The sequence below is a fragment of the Streptomyces sp. NBC_00572 genome (genome assembly GCF_026341815.1).
Lineage (GTDB): Bacteria > Actinomycetota > Actinomycetes > Streptomycetales > Streptomycetaceae > Streptomyces.
The window spans coordinates 3800055-3820151 of record NZ_JAPENX010000001.1; the positions used below are offsets into that span (position 1 = coordinate 3800055).

A 20097-nucleotide genomic window follows, 5' to 3' on the forward strand; every position below is an offset into this window, starting at 1 on the left:
GAAGGGCCGCTCCTCCTTTCCCCCTCTATGCGCGTAGAAAGAGGCACCACCATGGACGTCATCTCCGTCATCCGCACGAAGCGGGACAAGGGCGAGCTGAGCCCGGAGCAGATCGACTGGGTCATCGACGCCTACACCCGCGGTGCGGTCGCCGACGAGCAGATGTCCGCCCTGGCCATGGCCATCCTGCTGAACGGCATGAACCGCGCGGAGATCGCCCGCTGGACGGCGGCCATGATCGCGAGCGGCGAGCGCATGGAGTTCTCCTCCCTCTCCCGGCCGACCGCCGACAAGCACTCCACCGGCGGCGTCGGCGACAAGATCACCCTCCCGCTCGCCCCGCTCGTCGCCGCCTGCGGCGCGGCCGTCCCGCAGCTCTCCGGCCGCGGCCTCGGCCACACCGGCGGCACCCTCGACAAGCTGGAGTCCATCCCCGGCTGGCGCGCGCTGCTCTCCAACGAGGAGATGCTGCACGTCCTCGACACCACCGGCGCGGTGATCTGCGCGGCCGGCGACGGCCTGGCCCCCGCCGACAAGAAGCTGTACGCGCTCCGCGACGTCACCGGGACGGTCGAGGCCATCCCGCTCATCGCCTCCTCGATCATGTCGAAGAAGATCGCCGAGGGCACCGGCTCCCTGGTCCTCGACGTCAAGGTCGGCACCGGCGCCTTCATGAAGAACATCGAGGACGCCCGCGAGCTGGCCTCCACCATGGTCGGCCTCGGCACCGACAGCGGCGTGAAGACGGTCGCGCTGCTCACCGACATGTCCACCCCGCTCGGCCTCACCGCCGGCAACGCCCTTGAGGTCCGCGAGTCCGTCGAGGTCCTCGCCGGCGGCGGCCCGGCGGACGTCGTCGAGCTGACGATCGCGCTCGCCCGCGAGATGCTCGCCGCGGCCGGCATCAAGGACGCGGACCCGGCGAAGGCGCTGGCCGACGGCTCGGCGATGGACCACTGGCGCCGGATGATCGCGGCCCAGGGCGGCGACCCGGACGCGACCCTCCCGGTCGCCCGCGAGCAGCACGTCGTCACCGCCCCGTCCTCCGGCGTCCTGACCCGCCTCGACGCCTACGACATCGGCATCGCCGCCTGGCGCCTGGGCGCGGGCCGCGCCCGCAAGGAGGACCCGGTGCAGGCCGGCGCGGGCGTCGAACTCCACGCCAAGCCGGGCGACACGGTCACGGCGGGCCAGCCCCTGGTGACCCTCCACACGGACACCCCGGAGAAGTTCGACTACGCCCTGAAGTCCCTGACCGCGGCCTGGGACATCGCCCCCGAGGGCACGCCCTTCACCCCGAACCCGATCGTCCTGGACCGCATCGCCTAGGGCCTCGACGACCCTTGGCGTGTGCCCCTGACGTGCACGGACGAACGGGACCGGTGGACCTTCACCGGTCCCGTTCGGCGTGCGGGCACCGGTGATGGCTAGACCGCCGCTCCCAGCAGCCCCGGCAGCTCCCGCATGTCGGCGAAGACCACCGTGCGCGGGCCCGTCAGGCGGTCCGGTGCGGTCAGGCCGCCGGTGTAGCCGAAGGCGCGCATGCCTGCGGCGCGGGCGGCCTGGATGCCGTACGGGCTGTCCTCGACGACCGCGCAGCGCTCCGGCGGGACGCCCATCGTGGCGGCCGCGTGGAGGAAGAGGTCCGGGGCCGGCTTGCCGTGGGTGACGTCGCGGGCGCTGAACATGCGGCCTTCGAAGCGGTCGAGCAGTCCGGCGCGGCCGAGGTTCTTGCGGATGCTGGGGTGGCTGCCGTTGGAGGCGAGGCAGTAGGGGAGCGGCAGGGTGTCCAGGACGTCCGTGATGCCCTCCACGGCCGTCAGTTCCGCGTCCAGGGCGTCCTCGTACCGCTGCTTGAAGGGGGACTGCCAGCCGGGTTCGAGGGGGCGGCCCCTGCGCTCCTCCACGATGGAGGTGAGCATCGCGTGCGAGGAGCCGACGAAGTAGTCGATCATCTCCGCCTCGGTGAACTCCGCTCCGAGGCTCGCGAACACCTCCCGGTCCACCCTGCAGTAGATCTTCTCGCTGTCCACCAGAACGCCGTCACAGTCGAAGATCACCAGTTCGACAGGCTCGTGAGTCATGATCGGGAGCCTATGCCGCGGTCCGGCACCGATGAGTTCCGGTCCGTCCTCCGGTCACCAGGCATGTGGACACCAGCCAACCGCTTGTCGTGACCCTGACCGCCCGCCCCACCGGGGACGAGGTGGCGCGTCTCTGCGCCGAGCTCGGGGCAGCCCCGCCCGGTGAGGTGGTCTGCGAGGTCGGTGCGCTCGCGCCCGCCGACCTCGCCGCCGTCGACGCCCTCGCCCGGCTGAAGCTCGCCGCCGGGCGGAGGGGGCACCGGATCCGCTTCCACGGAGCAGGGCCCGAGCTGCGGGCCCTGCTCCTGCTCACCGGTCTCGGTGGGCCGCTAGGCCTCTAGCCGCGCCGGCAGGTCGAAGAGCGGGAACCAGCGCTCGGTGTCCAGGAAGAAGTCCATCCCGGCGACCTTGCCGTCGCGGAGCTCCAGGACGATGAGCGCCCACGGGCTGAAGCCGCCCGTCGACGGGTCCGGGTGGTACTGGGCGAAGGCGGGGGAGCCGTTCGCCACGGTCGGCACCAGCTTCGAGCCGGCGCACACCTCGCCGACGCCCAGCATCCAGCCGACGATGTCGTCGTGACCCTGCAGCCAGAGGTCGTACGGCGGCATGGACATGGTCGCGTCCTCGTGGAGGAGCGCGGTCAGCGCCTTCATGTCGTAGCCCTCGAACGCGGCGACATAGCGCTCCAGGAGCGCCTTCTGCTCCTCGTCGAGCGGGTTCGCCGTGTCGGAGGCGGCCGGCGCCTGCTCGGCCAGGGTCGCGCGGGCCCGCTGCAGGGCGCTGTTGACCGAGGCGACGGAGGTGTCGAGCAGCTCGGCGACCTCGCTCGCCTTCCAGGCGAGCACCTCGCGCAGGATCAGCACGGCCCGCTGCTTGGGCGGCAGGTGCTGGAGCGCGGCCACGAACGCGAGCCGCACGGTCTCCCGGGAGACGGCCGTCTCCGCCGGGTCGGCGACCGAGGGCAGGACCCGCCCGTCGGGAACGGGCTCCAGCCAGGTGATCTCGGGCTGCTTGACGAGCTGCGCCTGCGCGACCGGCGTGGGCGAGGTGAGGTCCATCGGCCGTGCCCTCTTGTTGCCCGCGTTCAGCGCGTCCAGGCAGACGTTGGTGGCGATTCGGTAGAGCCAGGACCGCAGTGAGGAGCGGCCCTCGAAGGAGTCGATGGCCTTCCAGGCCCGCACCATCGTGTCCTGCACCGCGTCCTCGGCCTCGAAGGAGGATCCGAGCATCCGGTAGCAGTAACCGGTCAGCTCCCGCCGGTACTTGTCGAGTTCGTCGGTCGTCGCGGTCGCGGCGTCACTCATCGGGTCCACACCCCACTCACCCCTCACCGGCACCCGTTCGGTGCCGGTGAGAGGGAAGCTACCGCAGCCGACTGACAGTCGGGGTCAGGTTCCCGGCTTGCGCCCGTAGATGAAGACGTCGTCGCCGTTCCTGAGCAGGTTCCAGTACGCCTTCGCGTCGGCGGAGCGCATGTTGACGCAGCCGCCCGAGCCCGGCGGGTTCCACATGGACTTGGTGGTCGAGTGGAAGGCCTGGCCGCCGTCGAAGAACTGCGAGTACGGCATGGAGACGTGGTACAGGGTCGACCAGTGGTTGATGTTCCGCCAGTAGATCTTCTTCGACCCGGTACGGGTCTCGGTGCCGTCCTTGCCCGTACGGACCGGCACGGGGCCGTACTTGAGGCGGGAACCGTCCTGGATCCAGGACAGCTGGCGGGTGAGGTCGACGCAGGCGATCCGGCCTCGGTTGGTCGGACACTTGCGGTCCTTGTTGGGGTTGGACCCCGCCGCCTTCTGCTGGTTCATCGTGTTCATCGTGCGCCAGGTGATCGTCCCGGCGTACCCCGCGGTCGGCGTGATGCCGTGCTTCTTCTGGAAGGCCTGGGTGGCCTTGCAGTCGGCGAGCGACTGGCGTCCGTCGACCGGGCGGCCGAGGAACTTCTCCACCTGCTTCTGGTACGGGCCCGTCGTCACGTTGCAGGACGCCGCCTGGGCCGGAGCCGCACCGAGCGCGATCGTCATCGGCAGCACCAGCGAGGTGAGGCCGGCCGCGATGCCCGCTCTTCTGCCTATTCGGCCCGTGATTCTCTTCATGATCGTCAACTCCCCCTTGAGTCCTATCTGTCAGGACGTCCGGGGGAGCGACTCAGTTGCAGCGCATTCGGCCGGAATCAGCAGGACGCGGCGAGCCGTCCCTGCCGTCCCTGCCGTGCCTCGACGCGCGCGCTGTGGCTGCCGTACAGGGTCACCGAGACGACACCGAGGACCGCGACCAGACCGATCAGGACCGTGCCGGCCCACCCGCCCGCGTGGAACGCGATCGCGCCGAGCGTGCCGCCCGCGCTGCTGCCCAGGTAGTACGCGGACTGGTAGAGCGCAGAGGCCTGCGCGCGGCCCGTCGTGGCCGTACGGCTCACCGAGGAGGAGGCGACCGCGTGGCCCGCGAAGAAGCCGGCGGTGATCAGGACGAGGCCCGCGAGGACCGCCGGCAGCGCGTCGGAGAGCGAGAGCAGCAGACCCGCGGTGGTGGTGGAGACCGCAAGGTAGAGCGCCCCGCGCCGGCCGAGCCGGCCGACGAGCCGACCCGCGGCGGCCGAGGAGACCGTGCCGACCAGGTAGATCAGGAAGATGGAGCCGATCACGCCCTGCGGCAGCGAGAACGGGGCCTCGACCAGGCGGTAGCCGATCACCGTGTACACCGCGCCGAACACCGTCATGAACAGCGCGCCGATCACGTAGAGCCGCATCAGCAGCGGGTCCGCGAGGTGCGTCCGTACGGTCCGGGCGAGCGCCTTCGGGTTGAGCGTGCCGGGCGTGAAGTGCCGTGCCTTCGGCAGCAGCGCCCGGAAGGCCAGCGCGCACAGCAGGGACGTCAGGCCGACGGCGGCCAGACCCGCCCGCCAGCCCCACATCTGGGCCACCCAGCCGGTCACCAGGCGGCCGCTCATGCCACCGATCGAGTTGCCCGCCACGAACAGGCCGATCGCGGCGATCAGGGCCTTGGGGCGGACCTCCTCGGCGAGGAAGGCCATCGCGGAGGCCGGGAGCCCGGCGAGCGCGGCGCCCTGGATCGCGCGGAGGGCGATCAGGGACTCCAGGTTCGGGGCGAGCGGCACGAGGAGGGCGATGCCGACCGCGACCGTGAGGGAGGCGATCATCATCGCGCGCCGGCCGAAGCGCTCCGAGAGGGCGCTGAGCGGGAGCACACACAGGGCGAGGGCGCCGGTCGCGGCCGAGACCGTCCAGGAGGCGGCGGAGGCGGTGGCACCGAACTCGGCCGAGATGGCCGGGAGGAGGGCCTGCGTGGAGTACAGGAGCGCGAAGGTGGCGAGGCCGGCGGCGAAGAGCGCGAGGCTCATCCGGCGGTAGCCGGGGGCGCCGGGGGCGAGGCGGGTGTCGGCAGGGGCGAGGCGGGTGTCGGCGGACGCGTGGGTGGCGGCCGCCTTGGTACTGGCGGAAGGCATGTCACGAACGTAGGACGCCCCGCTTCATGCGTCCAATGCACGGAACTGCTGTAATCGTTCCCATGGTGCATGAGTACAGGTCACAGCCTCGCCTGTCACCGAACAGTAACGAAGAAGACATGGGACTGCTGCTCGCCCCGCGGCTCGCGTACTTCGCCGCCGTCGCCCGGCACGAGCACGTGACCAGGGCCGCGGCCGAGATGGGCGTCCCGCAGTCCACCCTCTCCCGGGCGATGGTCCGGCTCGAACAGGACCTCGGCGTCACCCTCTTCGCCCGCCGCGGCCGCACGGTCTCCCTCACCCCGGCCGGGCGGCGCTTCCTCGGCGCCGCCGAGCGTGCCCTCGCCGAGGTCGAGCGGGCCGCCGACACCGTACGTGCCGACGCCGACCCCACCGCGGGCCGCGTCGCCTTCGGCTTCCTCCACACCATGGGCTCCGAGACCGTCCCCGGCCTCATCCGCGCCTTCCGCGTCGACCATCCCCGGATCCGCTTCACCCTCGTCCAGAACTACGGCGAAGCCATGATCGAACGGCTCCGGGCCGGCGACCTCGACCTCTGCCTGACCTCCCCGGTCCCCGACGCCCCCGACCTGGTCGCCCGCCGCCTCGACGAGCAGCGGCTCCGGCTCGTCGTCCCCGACGACCACCGGCTCGCGGGCCGCAAGCGCGTCCGCCTCGCCGAGGCGGCCGACGAGACCTTCGTGACCCTGGAACCGGGGTACGGGCTCCGCCGCATCACTGACGACCTGTGCACGGAGGCCGGGTTCAAGCCCCGGATCGCCTTCGAGGGCGAGGAGGCCGAGACCCTGCGCGGCCTGGTCGCCGCCGGCCTCGGCGTCGCCCTGCTGCCCCCGCCGGCCGTGCCGCGCCCCGGCGTCGTCGAACTCACCGTCACCGCCCCGCGCGCGGTCCGCGAGATCGGCGTCGCCTGGCTCGACGGCCACCCGGACACGGCCCCGGTGGCCGCCTTCAAGAAGTTCCTGCTGAGCAGACGCGGACACCTCCTCCCGAAGGAGCCGTCGGCACCGCTGCTCGCGGAGGAGCCCTCACCGCCGCAGTGAGCCCCCGAAGCCCGCCGCGAGCGGCATCCGCAGGCCGAGCGGCGGGGGAGCGGCCATCGCGTCGGTCACCGGCCGGGCGACCGGCCGGGCGAAGAGCGCACCGAGGACGAATTCGGCGGCGAGGGCCCGCACCTCGTCCGCGTACTGTCGCAGCGCGTGACCGTCCGAGTGCACCTCGAACCGGCAGGTGTCGCGGTTCGACTTCTTGGCCCGCTCGGCGAACCGGAACGACAGCTCCGGGTCCGTACGCGCGTCGTTCGTGCCGTGGACGAGCAGCACCCGACGCCCCACCAACTGCCGTACGTCCTCCGGCTCCGCCGCCATGTCGTGCTCCGGCAGCCACGGGGCGAGCGCCAGGACCGCGCCGACCGCGGCGTGCCCGGCGGCCCGCAGCGCCGCCCGGCCGCCCAGCCCGTGGCCGACGAGACAGACCGGGACGTCGCCGTAGCGCCGTACGGCCTCGGCGACCGCCCAGGAGGCGTCCTCCGCGAGGTTCGCGTCGGCCCCGTTCCAGCCGCGCCCCCGGTAGCGCACGACATGGGCGACAAGGTTGTCGGCCCGGCCCGCGCGGACCAGGGCGCGCCCGAGCGGCAGCATCGCCGCATGGGCCCGCGTGGAGGCGCGCCGCCCCGACACCGGCTCGCCGTCCGGCAGCAGCAGCACCACGCCGCCCACCGCCGCCGACGTGCGTGAACCTCCAACAGGCCGACCGAGCCGGGGTCTCCGGGCGTCGGGCGGCCCCACGAGTGCGAAGTGCGCCATGACAGAACAGTCTCAGAAGGAGAGGTGTACGCCAGTCGTACGCGCGGTCTCTGTTACGTATCGCCCGGCGTGGCGCCGTCGTTCGGCCGGAGTTCAGTACTTGACGGTGATGCGTCGGGCGGGGCCGTCGACGCGGATCGAACCACCGCAGGGGATCACCTGCTGTGGGTCGGTGTGCCCGAAGTCCACGCCGAAGACCGCCATGGTCTCGGGCGCGTACTCGCCCAACGCCCGCAGTACCGCTTCGCGTTGGGCCTTCCGGTGCGCGGCCCGGGCCGGTGCCTCCAGCGGCTGCCCGAAGCTCCAGCTCTTGGCCCGGGCCACCAGGACGGCCGGAAACTGCCGCAGCAGCCCGCGCTCTCCCATGTTCCGCAGGATCCGGTACACCTCGTCGGCGCCCGGCATCTCCTCGGAGGTCTCCAGGAAGAGCACCTGCCCGGCGTACTCCTCGACCGGCCGGATCTCCCGGTCGGCCATCAGCATCCAGGCCAGGATCTCCAGGCAGCCGCCCCAGCCGATTCCGGTGACGACCCGGTCGGCGTTGTGCCAGAACCAGCCTTCGCCCGGCTCCATCGCCGGTTCGCTCGCGAAGGTCTCCGGCGTCTCCCACGGCCCGTTGACATCACCGGCGTCCTCCGACGGCGTCAGCTCGTACGGCCCGGACCCGAGCAGAGCGGCCCGCAGCGAGTCCGCCGTCCGCGGGTGGAGTGCCCCGGGCCGGCCGAGCTCCACCATCACCGAGCCGCCGTGATAGCTCACGACGCCGAGGTTGCGCAGGAAGAGCAGGAGGTTGGTGTTGTCGCTGTACCCGAAGAACGGCTTCGGGTGGGCCCGGATCAACTCCCGGTCCAGATGCGGGAGCACGGTGATCTGGTCCTCGCCACCGATGCTCGCGATGACGGCCTTGATCTCCGGGTCGGCGAACGCGGCGTTCAGGTCGGCGGCGCGCTCCCGGGGCGTCGAGCCCCAGGTGCGGGTGGTCGGGTACTCGACCGGGATCAGACCGAACTCCTGCCGCAGCCGGTCGAGCCCCAGCTCGTAGGGCTGCGGGAAGATCCCCGGCAGGCCGCCCGAGGGGGAGACGATGGCGACCTTGTCGCCGGGCCGCGGCTTGGGCGGGTACGCAGGTGTCGACATGCGGCTACACCCGCTCGAAGCAGTGGACGGTGTCGACGATGGCGAAGCCCTTTCGTTCGTACCAGCGGTGCGGCCAGTTCGCCTTGTTCGCGCTCAGGAAGCGGAGGTCGCAGCCGGCCTCGGCCGCCAGGTGCAGTGCCGTGTCGATGACCCGTCCGGCGTGGCCCTGCCCGAGGTGCTTCTCGGCGGTGACCAGGTCCTCGATGCGGGCGATCCCGGCCGTCGGGTCGAGGTACAGGTCGGCCCAGGACGCCACCTCGCCGTCCTCGGTGTACACGGCGAGGAACCGTACGTCCTCGGCGGCCCTGAGCCGGGCGGCCCGACGTTCCACCAGGTGGTGGACCTCCTCGTCGGATATCCCCGGCACGAACCGGTGCCAGGCCTCCGAGGCCGGCGCGCGCAGCTCGTCCAGATCCACCGGCCGAGCCCCGCCGTGCGCCGGGACCGGGCCGGTGTGCCGCATGAGGTGAATGGCCGCGTGGGTGTAACCGGCCCGCTCCAGCGGACCCCGGCAGGCGGCCGCGACCTCGTCGTCGACGATGTAGACGAGCCGGTACGCGAGATGGCCGAGCAGTTCCTCGGCCCGCTCGGGCAGCGCCTCGGGGTCGGTCGATCCGTCGACCAGCAGGTGGTTGTTGCCCCGGGAATGGGTGTACCGGTCGTCGAGCGCGGCGAAGCCGCCGGGGAATTCGACGACCCGGGCGGCCTGACGACGGTGGAAGGCGGACAGGGCGGCGTGGATACGCGGCAGTTCGGGGCCGGTCGGTCGGGAAGTCATCCCGACAGCCTAGGAGTCACCCGGTCGACGCGACGGGTGATTATCGCCTGCGAGGGCAGGGGCGGACGCCGCGTCGGAGCCGCGCCGATCGGACTGTGGCCGGGTGGCCCGTGTGGCGGGGGGAACGGCCGCCACACGGGCCACCGGTCGACCTGGGCGGCGGTCGTGTGTGTCACGGGGCGCCGCTTCCGCGATCAGTTCGGCGGGGAGTCGCCGACGCGCTACCGGGTGGGCGCGGGCAGGGTGGTCTTGGCGGCGGTGGTCCCACTGGTGCCGGTGGGGCCGAGGAGACCGGCCGGGCCGAGGAGCCCCGACGGACCGAGGAGACCGGCCGGGCCGAGGAGTCCGTTCGGGCCGGTGAGCGAGAGGTCGCCCAGGATCTCCGGAGCGTAGTTCACCTCCTGGGTGCAGGAGCCGAACGTGCTGTTCTGGCAGCTGTGGTCGAGGCTCTGGTTCGACTGGTCGGTGTCGGCCTGCGAGGTGCCGATCATGCCGAGCGACAGGGCGCCCGCGGAGAGTGCGACGAGCAGGCCACGCATGTATCGCATGCCTCGTCCTTTCTGGGTCCGGCGGGTTTCGGCTCCCGCCGTGATCGCCCCACGTAACCGCGAGCCGACGGGACCCGGCGTATCCCGAGAGGTCGGTGTCGTCTCAACAGCCCAAAAAATCGTATACGCGGAGGACCGAACGCGGGTCTGAACGCGAGTCCGGACGGGGGGTCCGACCATGGGGTCCGAACACGGGCTCCTCTCCCTCGACGTGCTGGTGACGTGGCATCAGAGCGCCTGCGGGTGGGGGAACATCGGTAGCGGACACCGCGCCACGGGGCGCGCTCTACGCGCGTAGGGGCTAGCATGCGGAAATGACGAGCCAGACCCCCAGCGTCCCCACCGCGGACCAGATCCGCCGTGCCCCGAAGGTGCTGCTCCACGACCACCTCGACGGCGGACTGCGCCCCGGCACGATCATCGAACTCGCCCGGGAGCAGGGCTATCAGCAGCTCCCCGAGACGGAGCCCGACAAGCTCGGCATCTGGTTCCGCGAAGCCGCCGACTCCGGATCCCTGGAGCGGTACCTGGAGACCTTCGCGCACACCTGCGCCGTCATGCAGACCCGTGACGCCCTCTTCCGCGTCGCCGCCGAGTGCGCCGTCGACCTAGCCGAGGACGGCGTCGTGTACGCGGAGGTGCGCTACGCCCCCGAGCAGCACCTGGAGGCCGGCCTCACCCTGGAAGAGGTCGTCGAGGCCGTCAATGAGGGCTTCCGGGAGGGCGAGCGGCAGGCCAGGGCCAACGGTCACCGCATCCGGGTCGGTGCCCTGCTCACCGCCATGCGGCACGCCGCCCGCGCCCTGGAGATCGCCGAACTCGCCAACCGCTACCGGGACACCGGCGTCGTCGGCTTCGACATCGCGGGCGCCGAGGCCGGCTACCCGCCCACCCGGCACCTCGACGCCTTCGAGTACCTCAAGCGGGAGAACAACCACTTCACGATCCACGCGGGCGAGGCCTTCGGGCTGCCCTCCATCTGGCAGGCGCTCCAGTGGTGCGGGGCCGACCGGCTCGGGCACGGCGTCCGGATCATCGACGACATCGAGGTCGCCGACGACGGCTCGGTGACCCTCGGCCGGCTCGCCGCCTACGTCCGCGACAAGCGCATCCCGCTGGAGATGTGCCCCTCGTCCAACCTCCAGACCGGCGCCGCGGCCTCGTTCGCCGAGCACCCCATCGGTCTGCTCCGCAAGCTGCACTTCCGGGCCACGGTCAACACCGACAACCGGCTCATGAGCGGGACCAGCATGAGCCGGGAATTCGAGCTGCTGACCGAAGCATTCGATTACACGCTCGATGACATGCAGTGGTTCACTGTCAATGCGATGAAATCAGCGTTCATTCCTTTCGATGAACGCCTCGCCATGATCAACGAGGTCATCAAGCCCGGATATGCCGAGCTGAAGTCCGAATGGCTGTTCCAGCAGACCGCCACGACCAGCGAGTCTTCCCGTATCGCGGGCTGAACACCACCCCGTCAAGGGGAGCCGAGCGGCCGGGGAAAGCGCGACACCCGGCCGCTTTCCGGTGTTTGCGGACGGGTCGATCACTGGTTAGGTTGCAGAGCCGCTCTGCATTCCCAGGATTTCCCCGCCCGGCTTTCCCGGAAGCCCCCGGATTCCCCAAGGAAGATTTTCAGATGAAGCAGTCTGCCGCCAAGAAGCTCGGTGTCGCCGCTCTCGGTGCCGCTTTCGCCGCTGCCGCCGCCGGCACGGCCTCCGCCGCCCCGGTCGCGCCCGCCACCCCCGACGCGCTCGGCCTGGTGACCCAGACCGTGCCGCTGGGTGACGGCCTCACCGAGCTCCCCGACGGCGCCGCCGAGTCCCTCGGTGCCGGTCAGGGCGCCCTCGGCCAGGGCCTCGACCAGGGTGTGAAGACCCTCCCGGCCGCCGCCGGACAGGCCACCCAGAGCCTCCCGCTCGACGCCGCCGCCGGCGGTCTCGGCGCCACCCCGCTGGGCGGCCTGCTCGGCGGTCTGCCGCTGCAGGGCCTGCCGCTGCAGGGCCTGCCGCTCGGCTGACCCCGGCGCCGTACACGGCTCTCCGTACGCCGAAGGGGCGCGCACCCGGTTTCCCGGGCACGCGCCCCTTCGGCGTGGGTCCATCACCAGGCGGTGGTGGCCTTCCGCTCGTCCGGCATGAAGATCCACAGGGCGATGTAGATCAGGAACTGCGGGCCGGGAAGCAGGCACGAGACCAGGAAGATCAGACGCATCGTGTTCGCGGAGATGCCGAAGCGCCGGGCCAGACCCGCGCACACTCCGCCGATCACGCGTCCGTCACGGGGGCGGGTCAGTGCGGCCATGGTGGGCTCCTTCGGAGTTGTCCGGGAGCCGCTCCGTCGGGCTCCCGATGACTCCATGGTGCCTCCGGGCGGGGGGCCGGGGCGTCGGTCTACCGGGCGATCGGGACCCTGGTAATCGTCGGGGTCGCACCCTGAGACCCCTCGTTCCGCAGCAGGGGGGAACCCCGACCCGGTCCCGTACCAGGGGAGGACTCCGTCCGTCCCACGTCCGACCTGCGGCGCAGCCAGGTGCGGCCGGCCGGGACGAAGAGGAGATGGGCGAGCGCCACCCCGGCGGTGTTCAGGAGGACCGAGTCCACGTCCACGACCTGACCCGGTACCGCGGTCTGCAGGAGTTCCACGGCGAGTGACACCAGGGCCCCGGCCGCGGTCGTACGGGCCAGCGAGGCCCACCCGGAGACATGGAGCCGGCCGTCGGCCATCGGGAGCAGGATCCCGAGCGGGGCCAGGAGCAGCAGGCCCTCACCGATCAGCCGGACGGCCTCGACGGTACCGAGGGCGAGATCGGCCCGGAGGCCGTTCAGCGGGACCGTGTTCGGCGCGGTCACCCAGGCCACGTCCCGTGGGCGCAGGCTGACCCAGGCGACGAGCAGCAGATGCGCGAGGACGAGGACGAACCCCGCCACGCGGACGACCACGGCGGCACTGCCGCCCGAACCTTGACGCTGCACGCCCCCCAAGACGCCCCCAGCGGCGGAATCGGTTCCGCCGAACCGCACCAGACCCCCCCCACAACGTGGGGGGCGGGGCGTCAGCCCTGCGGCGGGGCCGTCGGCGGGGTTGATTCCGGGCGTTCGCGGAGTTCCGGTGTGCAGCGGTAGCGCTTCGGGGCGTACGCGCCCGGGCCGCCGAGCAGGACCGTCTGCTCGCCCGCGCCCGCCGAGCTCGCCGCGAACGTGCAGACCAGCTGCGACAGGGCCGTCGGCGCCAGGTCCTCCGGCTGGCGGCTCAGCCGCAGGGTGTCCGCCGGGTCGCCCCGGCGGCCGCCGGTCACCACCAGCGGGCCGCGCACCGCCGTCGTGAAACCGGCCCGCTGCTCGCTCTCCGAAGGCTCGGCGAGCAGCTGCGCGAGCAGCCCCCGCGCCGTGCGCACCGGGTCGCCGCCCGCCTTCTCCTCCGGCAGCGGCGACCGCCGGTCCACCGCCTCCAGCTGCGAGCCGCAGACCAGGAACGCCCGGACCGGCACGCCCTGCACCGCCGCCCCCGTCGTCCCCTCCTCGGTCACCCTGCACGGGACCCGGGACGGGGCCGCGCCCGCGTCCACCGGGACCGACGTGGTCCTGATCCCGCAGCCGGTGGCCAGCGCGGTGAGCGCGACGAGCCCGGCCACCACGGCCGTACGCCCCACAGTGCGGCGCTTCACTCTTCCTCCACCTCGCCCTGGCTGCTGCGGGTCTGCACCTCGCGCGTGATGCCCGACGCGTCCAGGGGCAGTCGCAGCACGAACACCGCGCCGTCCACCACCCCGTCCTCGCCGGTCGAGTTCGCGGCGGTGATCGAACCGCCGTGGATCAGCGCGTTCTCCATGGCGATCGACAGACCGAGTCCGCTGCCGTCGGACCGGGGCCGGGACGCGCTCGCCTTGTAGAAGCGGTCGAAGACGTGCGGCAGGACCTCTTCGGGGATGCCGGGTCCGTGGTCGCGCACCGCGATGACCAGCTCGTCGCCCTCCGTACGCACCGAGACCCGGACCGGCGAACCGCCGTGCTTCAGTGCGTTCCCGATCAGGTTCGCCAGGATCACGTCGAGCCGGCGCGGGTCGAGCGGCGCCACGATCCCGCGCTCGGCGTCCAGGTCGACCGCGTCGAGCCACGCGCGCGCGTCGATGCACGCGGTGATCTGGTCGGCGATGTCCACCTCGTCGAGGACGAGCCGGGCGGTGCCCGCGTCGAAGCGGGTCACCTCCATCAGGTTCTCCACCAGGTTGTTGAGGCGGTGGGTCTCGCTGACCACGAGCGCCACTGCCGGGGCGATCATCGGGTCGAGGGAGTCCTGCTCGTCCTCCAGGACCTCCGTGACGGCCGTGAGGGCGGTCAGCGGGGTCCGCAGCTCGTGCGACATGTCGGCGACGAACCGCCGGGAGGACTCCTCCCGGGCGCTCATGTCCGCGACCTTCTTCTGCAGGGACTCGGCCGCACTGTTGAACGTACGGGTGAGATCGGCCAGTTCGTCGGCGCCGGTGACCCGCAGCCGGGTGTCGAGCTTGCCCTCGCCGAGCTGCTTGGCCGCCTCGCCGAGCCGGTGCACCGGACGCAGCACGGTCGTCGCCGCGACCTGCGCGAGCAGCACGGAGCCCGCCACCGCGAGCGCGGTGGCGATGCCGAGCGACCAGGCGAGCGAGTTCAGATCGGCCTTCTCCGCGGCGAGCGACTTGAACATGTAACCGGCGGGCCCGCCGCCGTCGATCCGCGTCCCGCCGACCAGGTACGGCGTCCCGTTCCGCTCCGTACGCTGCCAGAACAGGTGGTACGGATACGGGTTGGCCTCCGTCACCGGGCGCTCGGTGTCCACCGCGACCATCAGCGAGCGCGGCACGTCGGCCAGAGTGAAGTCGTCCGGGTCCGAGGCCCCGACGATCGGCTTGCCCGCCGCCCGCTCGCCCAGCAGGAGCACCTGGTAGTTGGCGCTGCCGGTCGCCATCAGCTCGGCGGTCCGGCTCAGATCCTCCTGGGTGGGCCGCAGCGGCAGCGTCGCCGCCCGGTTCTGCATCTCCTGCCGGAAGTCGTTGAGCGCCCCGTCCTGGGTACGGGTCAGCACCGCCTCACGGTTCAGCCAGTACGCGATGCCGGACGCGGAGACTGCCGCGGTGAGCGCGACGAGGGCGAAGACGACGACAAGACGCAGTCGCAGGCTGGAGAGGCGCAGCCGCGTGACGATCCCTTTGCTCACGCAGGGACGTCCAGCCGGTACCCGACCCCGCGCACGGTACGGATGAGCGTCGGCGAGGACGGCACGTCCTCCACCTTGGCGCGCAGCCGCTGCACACAGGCGTCGACGAGCCGCGAGTCGCCCAGGTAGTCGTGCTCCCACACGAGCCGCAGCAACTGCTGCCGGGAGAGCGCCTGTCCGGGCCGGCGGCTCAGCTCCAGGAGAAGCCGCAGCTCGGTCGGGGTGAGCTGGAGGTCCTCGCCGTTCTTCGTGACCGTCATGGCGGAGCGGTCGATCACGAGCGAGCCGTAGGTCGCCGAGTCCGTCGACTCCCGCTCACCGCGCCGTAGTACGGCCCGGATCCTGGCGTCGAGGACGCGGCCCTGCACCGGCTTGACGACATAGTCGTCGGCCCCGGACTCCAGGCCCACGACCACGTCGATGTCGTCGCTGCGCGCGGTCAGCAGGATGATCGGCAACTGGTCCGTGCGGCGGATGCGCCGACAGACCTCGAAGCCGTCGATACCGGGCAGCATGACGTCGAGCACGACCAGGTCCGGCCGCTGCTCGCGCAGCAGCTGGAGGCCGTCCTCACCCGTCGCGGCGGTGGCCACCCGGTGGCCCTGCCGTGACAGGGAGAGTTCGAGGGCCGTGCGGATGGCGTCGTCGTCCTCGATCAGCAACAGAAAAGGCACAGGCCACATTCTGTCGCATTGGGCCGTCCGAGTTCGACCGCTGGGAGGCGCGCTTCTGCCCGGGGCCCTGTGACACGCCTGTGACAGTCGGCGGACAACGCCATGAAGTCCGGTGGGCAAGCTTCATTGCACACGGACCGAAACACACTCCAACCGACGGGGGGCGCCAAATGAACGCACTGCACAGCACCACCTCAAGCGCAGTAGTCACGCGTCTCCACGACGTCGTTCGGAGCACGGAGAAGTCCGGCGCGGTGAACGGGCGGGGGTGCGTTCGCAGCGTCGGGCGTCAGCGCAAGGCGCCGTACATGGTCGCCATTGCTGACGGGGGAGCGGCGTACGGGGAGGTCACGGGGGAGCGCAACTGTTCGGAAGCCGAGTTCACGGCTTACGTCCAGGAGCGTCGTGCCTCCCTGTACGCCACCGCCTACCACCTCACCGGTGACCGGTTCGAGGCCGAGGACCTGCTCCAGAGCGCGCTGTTCTCCACGTACCGCGCCTGGGAGCGGATCAGCGACAAGGCCGCGGTCGGCGGATACCTCCGCCGCACCATGACCAACCTGCACATCAGCGCCTGGCGCCGGCGCAAGCTCAACGAGTACCCGACCGAGGAGCTCCCGGAGACGGTGGGCGAGACGGACGCGATGCGCGGCACGGAGCTGCGCGCGGTGCTGTGGCAGGCCCTCGCCCGGCTGCCCGAGCTCCAGCGGACGATGCTGGTGCTGCGCTACTACGAGGGTCGGACCGATCCGGAGATCGCGGAGATCCTGGACATCAGTGTCGGCACGGTGAAGTCGAGCATCTGGCGGTCGCTGCGGCGACTGCGCGAGGACGAGGTGCTCAGCTTCGGCCGTGACGAGGAGGAGTCCTTCGGCGAGCTGGTGGCCTGAAGGCCGGGGGGATAGACCCACGGGGCCCACGGGGGAAAACGGGGCCTGCGGGGGGAGCACGGGGGAACCGTACGGGGGTACGGGAAGGCGGCGAGGGTCGTACAAGCTGGGGGGCTTGTACGACCCTCGCCGTGTTGTGCGTGCTGGGCGCCCGGGGTGAACGGCCTGCGGGGCGCGGTGGGGGCGCCTAGACCGGGGTGCGGTGGCGGCCCGCCGCCGCGGCGGCCAGGCGGCCCAGGGCTTCCGGTTTGGCGCAGGGGTGGGCGCCCAGTTCCGCCTGGCGGGCGACGATCGCCCGTTCCGCGCGCATCAGGCGCCAGCCGCGGCGGAGCAGGAACGGCACCGACTTGCGTCCCTCGCGCAGGTCACGGGCGAGCCGGCGGCGGAACGTCGTCGAGGGACGGCCGCGCAGGCAGAGCGCGTCGGCGAGGACGTCGAGCTCACGGCAGCGGGACACGATCTCGGCCGCGAAGATCCCCTCCGCGACGAACAGCGGCGTCCGCTCGATGTCGAGCCGCTCACGGTCCACCCGGGAGCTGGTGGCGAGGTCGTACACGGGGACGTCGGTCCGTCCCGTACGGCACAGCTCGACGATGGCGGAGACGGCGGCGTCCGCGTCCCAGGACAGTGGGGAGTCCCAGTCGATGTCCGTGCTGCCCTCCACGAGGGGGAGGGTCGGGTCGTCGGCCTCCTTGTAGAAGTCGTCGAGGCGCAGGACCGGGAGGCCGGTGACGGCGGCGAGGGACGACTTGCCGGAGCCGGAGGGGCCCGCGAGCAGGACGACACGGGTCGGAATCGGTAGGGAACTCACGGGACACCAGTGTGAACCATTCCCCCGTGCAGGGGACCCCCGAGGAAGCCCGTTGGTATCGAGCATCACACCTCAACTACTGTCGGTGTCCGCTTGCTCACCCCTCGGAAGGATCGCCATGGCGCGTCACGCAGAACCCCGCAACCCCCGCCGCAGCGCCCTGCTCAAGGCCGGTCTCACGGTCACGGCGGCGGGTGCGGCGATGCTCGGCGCGGGTGCCGCGGCCCAGGCCGCCGCCCCGGTGCCGCTGCCCGTCGACTCGCTGACCAGGACGGACGCCGGAGCGGCCGGCGCGGGCGCGCTGTCCGGCGTCACCCAGGGCCTGGGGCCGCTGACCCGGCTCCAGCTCGACCCGCTGGCCAACACCGGCGTCGACCCGCTCGACAACGGCCTCGGCACCCAGGTCTCCGACTTCAAGCCGGTGGGCACCGACCTGGTGACCGACCACCTCACGAAGGGTGGGGCAGTGGCCGATCTGCCGGTGGCCGGGCCGCTGACGCAGGGGCTGCTTCCGTAGCGGAGCCGGCCCGGGAGGACACGGTCTCGTCCCCGTCACCGGTTTCCCCGCCGCCCGTCTCGGCCGGTCCCGTTTCGGCGGGTCCGGTTCCGGTCCGCAGCGGGACCTCCCGTACGAGCCAGGCCACGGCGAAGGCCACGGCGGCGAGCAGCGCCGTGCCGAGCAGGACCCCGTGCACCCCGTTCGTCACCGCCGCTCCCAGACCCTCGCGGGCCGGCTCCGGCAGCCGCAGGGCCTGCGCCGGGGTCAGGCGGGTGTCCGTCCCGCCGAGGCGGGCGGTGAACACCGCGCCGAGGACGGCCACGCCGAGCGAGCCGCCGAGCGTCCGCACGAGCGTGACGGTGCCGCTCGCCGCGCCCATGTCACGCCGCTCGGCGCCGTACATGGTGACGAGCAGTGTGGCCTGCATGAGGAAGCCCATGCCCGCGCCGACGATCACGGTGAGTCCGGAGGCGACGGCGACGGGGGTGTCCACGTCGAGCAGCAGCAGGGCGAGCGCGCCCGCCGTCATCAATGCGCCGCCGAGGATCGGGTACGTCCGGTAGCGGCCGGTACGGGCGATGATCCGGCCCGAGGTCAGCTGCGCGGCGACCATGGCGAGCATCAGCGGGAGCAGCAGCAGTCCGCTCGCCGTGGAGGACTGCCCGCGGACGAACTGCAGGTACTGCGGAAGATAGTTCAGGGCGGCGATCATGCCCGCGCCGACCAGGAAGCTCAGGATCTGCGCGATCGTGAAGTTGCGGCCCCGGAACAGCCGGGGCGGGATCACGGGCTCCTCGGCCCGCCGCTCGACCCGGACGAACCAGGCGAGGGCCGCGGCCGCGATCGCGCCCAGGGCCAGGATCCGCGGTGAGGTCCAGGAGTGGGCGGTACCGGCCCAGCCGGCGAGCAGGGTGAGCGAGAGGACCCCGGTGGTGAGCAGGAGGGCTCCCGCCCAGTCGACGCGGGCTCGGACGCGTGGAGTCCGTACGCGGAGGGTGAGCGCGACGATCAGCAGGGCGGCGAGGCCGACGGGCAGGTTGACGTAGAAGGCCCAGCGCCAGTTCAGGTGGTCGGTGAGGAGGCCGCCGAGGAGCGGGCCGCCGGCGAAGGCCACCGGCAGCATGGCCCCGGTGATCCCCTGGACCCGGGCGCTGTCCTTCGGGGTCACCAGGGTGCCCATGAGCGCGAAGGCGCCGACCATCAGGCCGCCGGCGCCGATGCCCTGGAGGGCGCGGAAGGCGATGAGCTGGCCCATGGTCTGGGCGAGGCCGGAGAGTACGGAACCGGCGAGGAAGACGCCGACGGCGGAGAGGAAGCTGCCCTTGCGTCCGTACAGGTCGCCGACCTTGCCCCAGAGCGGGGTGGCGACGGCGGCGGTGAGGAGATAGGCGGTGACGACCCAGGACAGCCGGTCGAGGCCGCCGAGTTCGCCCGCGATGGTGGGCAGCGCGGTGCCGACGATCGTGCCGTCGAGCGTTGCGAGGACGATGCCGAGCATGAGGCCGGTGATTCCAAGGTAGGGAATGCGCGTCTCCTGAGGTGTCGTCATGACTCAGGCCGCATAGGGCTTGTTGGCGCGCGCGTCGCGAAGTACCTCGCCCCACCAGGTGAGTTGGTCGATCATCGCCTTGGCCGCGGTGTCTGTGGCGGGGTCGACGGCCTGGCCGTTCTCGTCGAACTGCCCCCATACGCCCTGGAGTCCGACCGTCTCGCGAATGGTGACGGCGTGCAGTTCGGCGAAGACGCCGCGCAGGTGCTCGACGGCGCGCAGGCCGGCGGAGAAGCCGCCGTAGGCGACGAAGCCGACGGGCTTGGCGTGCCATTCCCTGTTGTGCCAGTCGATCGCGTTCTTCAGGGAGGCCGGGTAGCTGTGGTTGTACTCGGGGGTCACCACGACGAACGCGTCGGCGGCGGCCAGGCGCGGTGACACGGCGGCGAGCAGGGCACGGTCCTCGGCGCGCTCGGGCGCCTGGCCGAGGTGGGGGAAGACGGTCGGCAGCGGGGTCTCGGCGAGGTCGATCAGATCGGTGGTCAGATCCGGGCGGTCGGCGGTGTGGGTGAGCAGCCAGTTCGCGACGACGGGGCCGAGGCGGCCGTCGCGGGTCGAGCCCTGGATCACGGCGACGTGGAGCGGAGCGGTCATGGGTTCCCCCTGGAACGGTGATGTGTACGTCGTATACCTTTGGGTGTA

The 20097-nt window shown here is 71.9% G+C and carries 23 protein-coding genes; 7 read left to right on the forward strand and 16 right to left on the reverse strand.

Annotated elements, in window-relative coordinates; translation table 11 throughout:
- The first annotated feature begins 51 nt into the window (after positions 1-51).
- Positions 52-1329, forward strand: coding sequence for a thymidine phosphorylase (locus OG514_RS17760; RefSeq protein WP_266895760.1), 1278 nt, complete (start codon positions 52-54; stop codon positions 1327-1329).
- Between the two features lie 98 nt (positions 1330-1427).
- Here OG514_RS17760 and OG514_RS17765 read toward each other — a convergent pair whose 3' ends face one another.
- Positions 1428-2084: an HAD family phosphatase gene (locus OG514_RS17765; RefSeq protein WP_266895762.1), complete on the reverse strand. Its 657-nt coding sequence runs from the start codon at positions 2082-2084 to the stop codon at positions 1428-1430.
- 89 nt (positions 2085-2173) lie between these two features.
- Here OG514_RS17765 and OG514_RS17770 point away from each other — a divergent pair, with 89 nt between their 5' ends.
- Complete coding sequence (locus OG514_RS17770; protein ID WP_266895764.1) at positions 2174-2425, forward strand: STAS domain-containing protein; 252 nt, start codon at positions 2174-2176, stop codon at positions 2423-2425.
- Here OG514_RS17770 and OG514_RS17775 read toward each other — a convergent pair.
- From OG514_RS17775 to OG514_RS17785, 3 genes are all read right to left on the reverse strand, one after another.
- A complete protein-coding gene (locus tag OG514_RS17775; RefSeq protein WP_266895766.1) occupies positions 2414-3388 on the reverse strand; it encodes a sigma-70 family RNA polymerase sigma factor in 975 nt (324 codons plus the stop codon). The two genes, OG514_RS17770 and OG514_RS17775, sit on opposite strands and share 12 nt — an antisense overlap.
- Before the next feature lie 84 nt (positions 3389-3472).
- A complete protein-coding gene (locus tag OG514_RS17780; protein ID WP_266895768.1) occupies positions 3473-4180 on the reverse strand; it encodes a L,D-transpeptidase in 708 nt (235 codons plus the stop codon).
- A 77-nt stretch (positions 4181-4257) separates the two neighbouring features.
- Positions 4258-5550, reverse strand: coding sequence for an MFS transporter (locus OG514_RS17785; protein WP_266895770.1), 1293 nt, complete (start codon positions 5548-5550; stop codon positions 4258-4260).
- Between the two features lie 62 nt (positions 5551-5612).
- Here OG514_RS17785 and OG514_RS17790 point away from each other — a divergent pair, with 62 nt between their 5' ends.
- A complete protein-coding gene (locus OG514_RS17790; protein WP_266895772.1) occupies positions 5613-6611 on the forward strand; it encodes a LysR family transcriptional regulator in 999 nt (332 codons plus the stop codon).
- Here the strand turns inward: OG514_RS17790 and OG514_RS17795 are convergent.
- From OG514_RS17795 to OG514_RS17810, 4 genes are all read right to left on the reverse strand, one after another.
- Positions 6597-7373 (reverse strand): alpha/beta hydrolase, encoded by a 777-nt coding sequence (locus tag OG514_RS17795; protein ID WP_266895774.1) that lies wholly within the window; start codon positions 7371-7373, stop codon positions 6597-6599. The genes OG514_RS17790 and OG514_RS17795 overlap by 15 nt on opposite strands.
- A 93-nt stretch (positions 7374-7466) precedes the next feature.
- A complete protein-coding gene (locus OG514_RS17800) occupies positions 7467-8510 on the reverse strand; it encodes a S66 peptidase family protein (protein WP_266895776.1) in 1044 nt (347 codons plus the stop codon).
- A gap of 4 nt (positions 8511-8514) precedes the next feature.
- Positions 8515-9288: a GNAT family N-acetyltransferase gene (locus OG514_RS17805; RefSeq protein WP_266895778.1), complete on the reverse strand. Its 774-nt coding sequence runs from the start codon at positions 9286-9288 to the stop codon at positions 8515-8517.
- A gap of 221 nt (positions 9289-9509) precedes the next feature.
- Positions 9510-9836 carry a hypothetical protein gene (locus tag OG514_RS17810; protein WP_266895780.1) on the reverse strand — a complete coding sequence of 109 codons (327 nt, stop codon included), beginning with the start codon at positions 9834-9836 and terminating at the stop codon, positions 9510-9512.
- Between the two features lie 314 nt (positions 9837-10150).
- On the opposite strand from OG514_RS17810, the gene OG514_RS17815 reads away from it, so the two are divergent.
- On the forward strand, positions 10151-11305 hold the full coding sequence (locus OG514_RS17815; RefSeq protein WP_266895782.1) for an adenosine deaminase: 1155 nt from the start codon (positions 10151-10153) through the stop codon (positions 11303-11305).
- Between the two features lie 173 nt (positions 11306-11478).
- Positions 11479-11859, forward strand: a complete 381-nt coding sequence (locus OG514_RS17820; protein WP_266895784.1) for a hypothetical protein — start codon at positions 11479-11481, stop codon at positions 11857-11859.
- A gap of 83 nt (positions 11860-11942) precedes the next feature.
- Here OG514_RS17820 and OG514_RS17825 read toward each other — a convergent pair whose 3' ends face one another.
- From OG514_RS17825 to afsQ1, 5 genes are all read right to left on the reverse strand, one after another.
- Entirely contained in the window at positions 11943-12143 is a 201-nt protein-coding gene (locus OG514_RS17825; protein ID WP_055600943.1) for a PspC domain-containing protein, read from the reverse strand.
- Positions 12144-12232: 89 nt separating this feature from the next.
- The gene (locus tag OG514_RS17830; RefSeq protein ID WP_266895789.1) at positions 12233-12814 is read right to left on the reverse strand and encodes a VanZ family protein; all 582 of its coding nucleotides are present in this window, start codon (positions 12812-12814) and stop codon (positions 12233-12235) included.
- 80 nt (positions 12815-12894) lie between these two features.
- Positions 12895-13506 carry a hypothetical protein gene (locus OG514_RS17835; RefSeq protein ID WP_266895791.1) on the reverse strand — a complete coding sequence of 204 codons (612 nt, stop codon included), beginning with the start codon at positions 13504-13506 and terminating at the stop codon, positions 12895-12897.
- Positions 13503-15032 (reverse strand): HAMP domain-containing sensor histidine kinase, encoded by a 1530-nt coding sequence (locus OG514_RS17840; protein ID WP_266895820.1) that lies wholly within the window; start codon positions 15030-15032, stop codon positions 13503-13505. The genes OG514_RS17835 and OG514_RS17840 overlap by 4 nt, the downstream gene beginning before the upstream one ends.
- On the reverse strand, positions 15029-15706 hold the full coding sequence (gene afsQ1 / locus OG514_RS17845) for a two-component system response regulator AfsQ1 (protein ID WP_017239746.1): 678 nt from the start codon (positions 15704-15706) through the stop codon (positions 15029-15031). The genes OG514_RS17840 and afsQ1 overlap by 4 nt, the downstream gene beginning before the upstream one ends.
- A gap of 170 nt (positions 15707-15876) precedes the next feature.
- On the opposite strand from afsQ1, the gene OG514_RS17850 reads away from it, so the two are divergent.
- Positions 15877-16596 carry a SigE family RNA polymerase sigma factor gene (locus OG514_RS17850; protein ID WP_030318346.1) on the forward strand — a complete coding sequence of 240 codons (720 nt, stop codon included), beginning with the start codon at positions 15877-15879 and terminating at the stop codon, positions 16594-16596.
- Between the two features lie 187 nt (positions 16597-16783).
- Here OG514_RS17850 and OG514_RS17855 read toward each other — a convergent pair whose 3' ends face one another.
- The gene (locus tag OG514_RS17855; RefSeq protein ID WP_266895828.1) at positions 16784-17473 is read right to left on the reverse strand and encodes a uridine kinase; all 690 of its coding nucleotides are present in this window, start codon (positions 17471-17473) and stop codon (positions 16784-16786) included.
- A gap of 52 nt (positions 17474-17525) precedes the next feature.
- Between OG514_RS17855 and OG514_RS17860 the strand changes: the two genes are divergently transcribed.
- Positions 17526-17924, forward strand: a complete 399-nt coding sequence (locus OG514_RS17860) for a hypothetical protein (protein ID WP_266895830.1) — start codon at positions 17526-17528, stop codon at positions 17922-17924.
- Here the strand turns inward: OG514_RS17860 and OG514_RS17865 are convergent.
- Both OG514_RS17865 and OG514_RS17870 read right to left on the reverse strand, forming a co-directional pair.
- Positions 17857-19455 carry an MDR family MFS transporter gene (locus OG514_RS17865; protein ID WP_266895832.1) on the reverse strand — a complete coding sequence of 533 codons (1599 nt, stop codon included), beginning with the start codon at positions 19453-19455 and terminating at the stop codon, positions 17857-17859. The two genes, OG514_RS17860 and OG514_RS17865, sit on opposite strands and share 68 nt — an antisense overlap.
- A 3-nt stretch (positions 19456-19458) precedes the next feature.
- Positions 19459-20049, reverse strand: coding sequence for an NADPH-dependent FMN reductase (locus OG514_RS17870; RefSeq protein WP_266895834.1), 591 nt, complete (start codon positions 20047-20049; stop codon positions 19459-19461).
- Between the last annotated feature and the right edge of the window lie 48 nt (positions 20050-20097).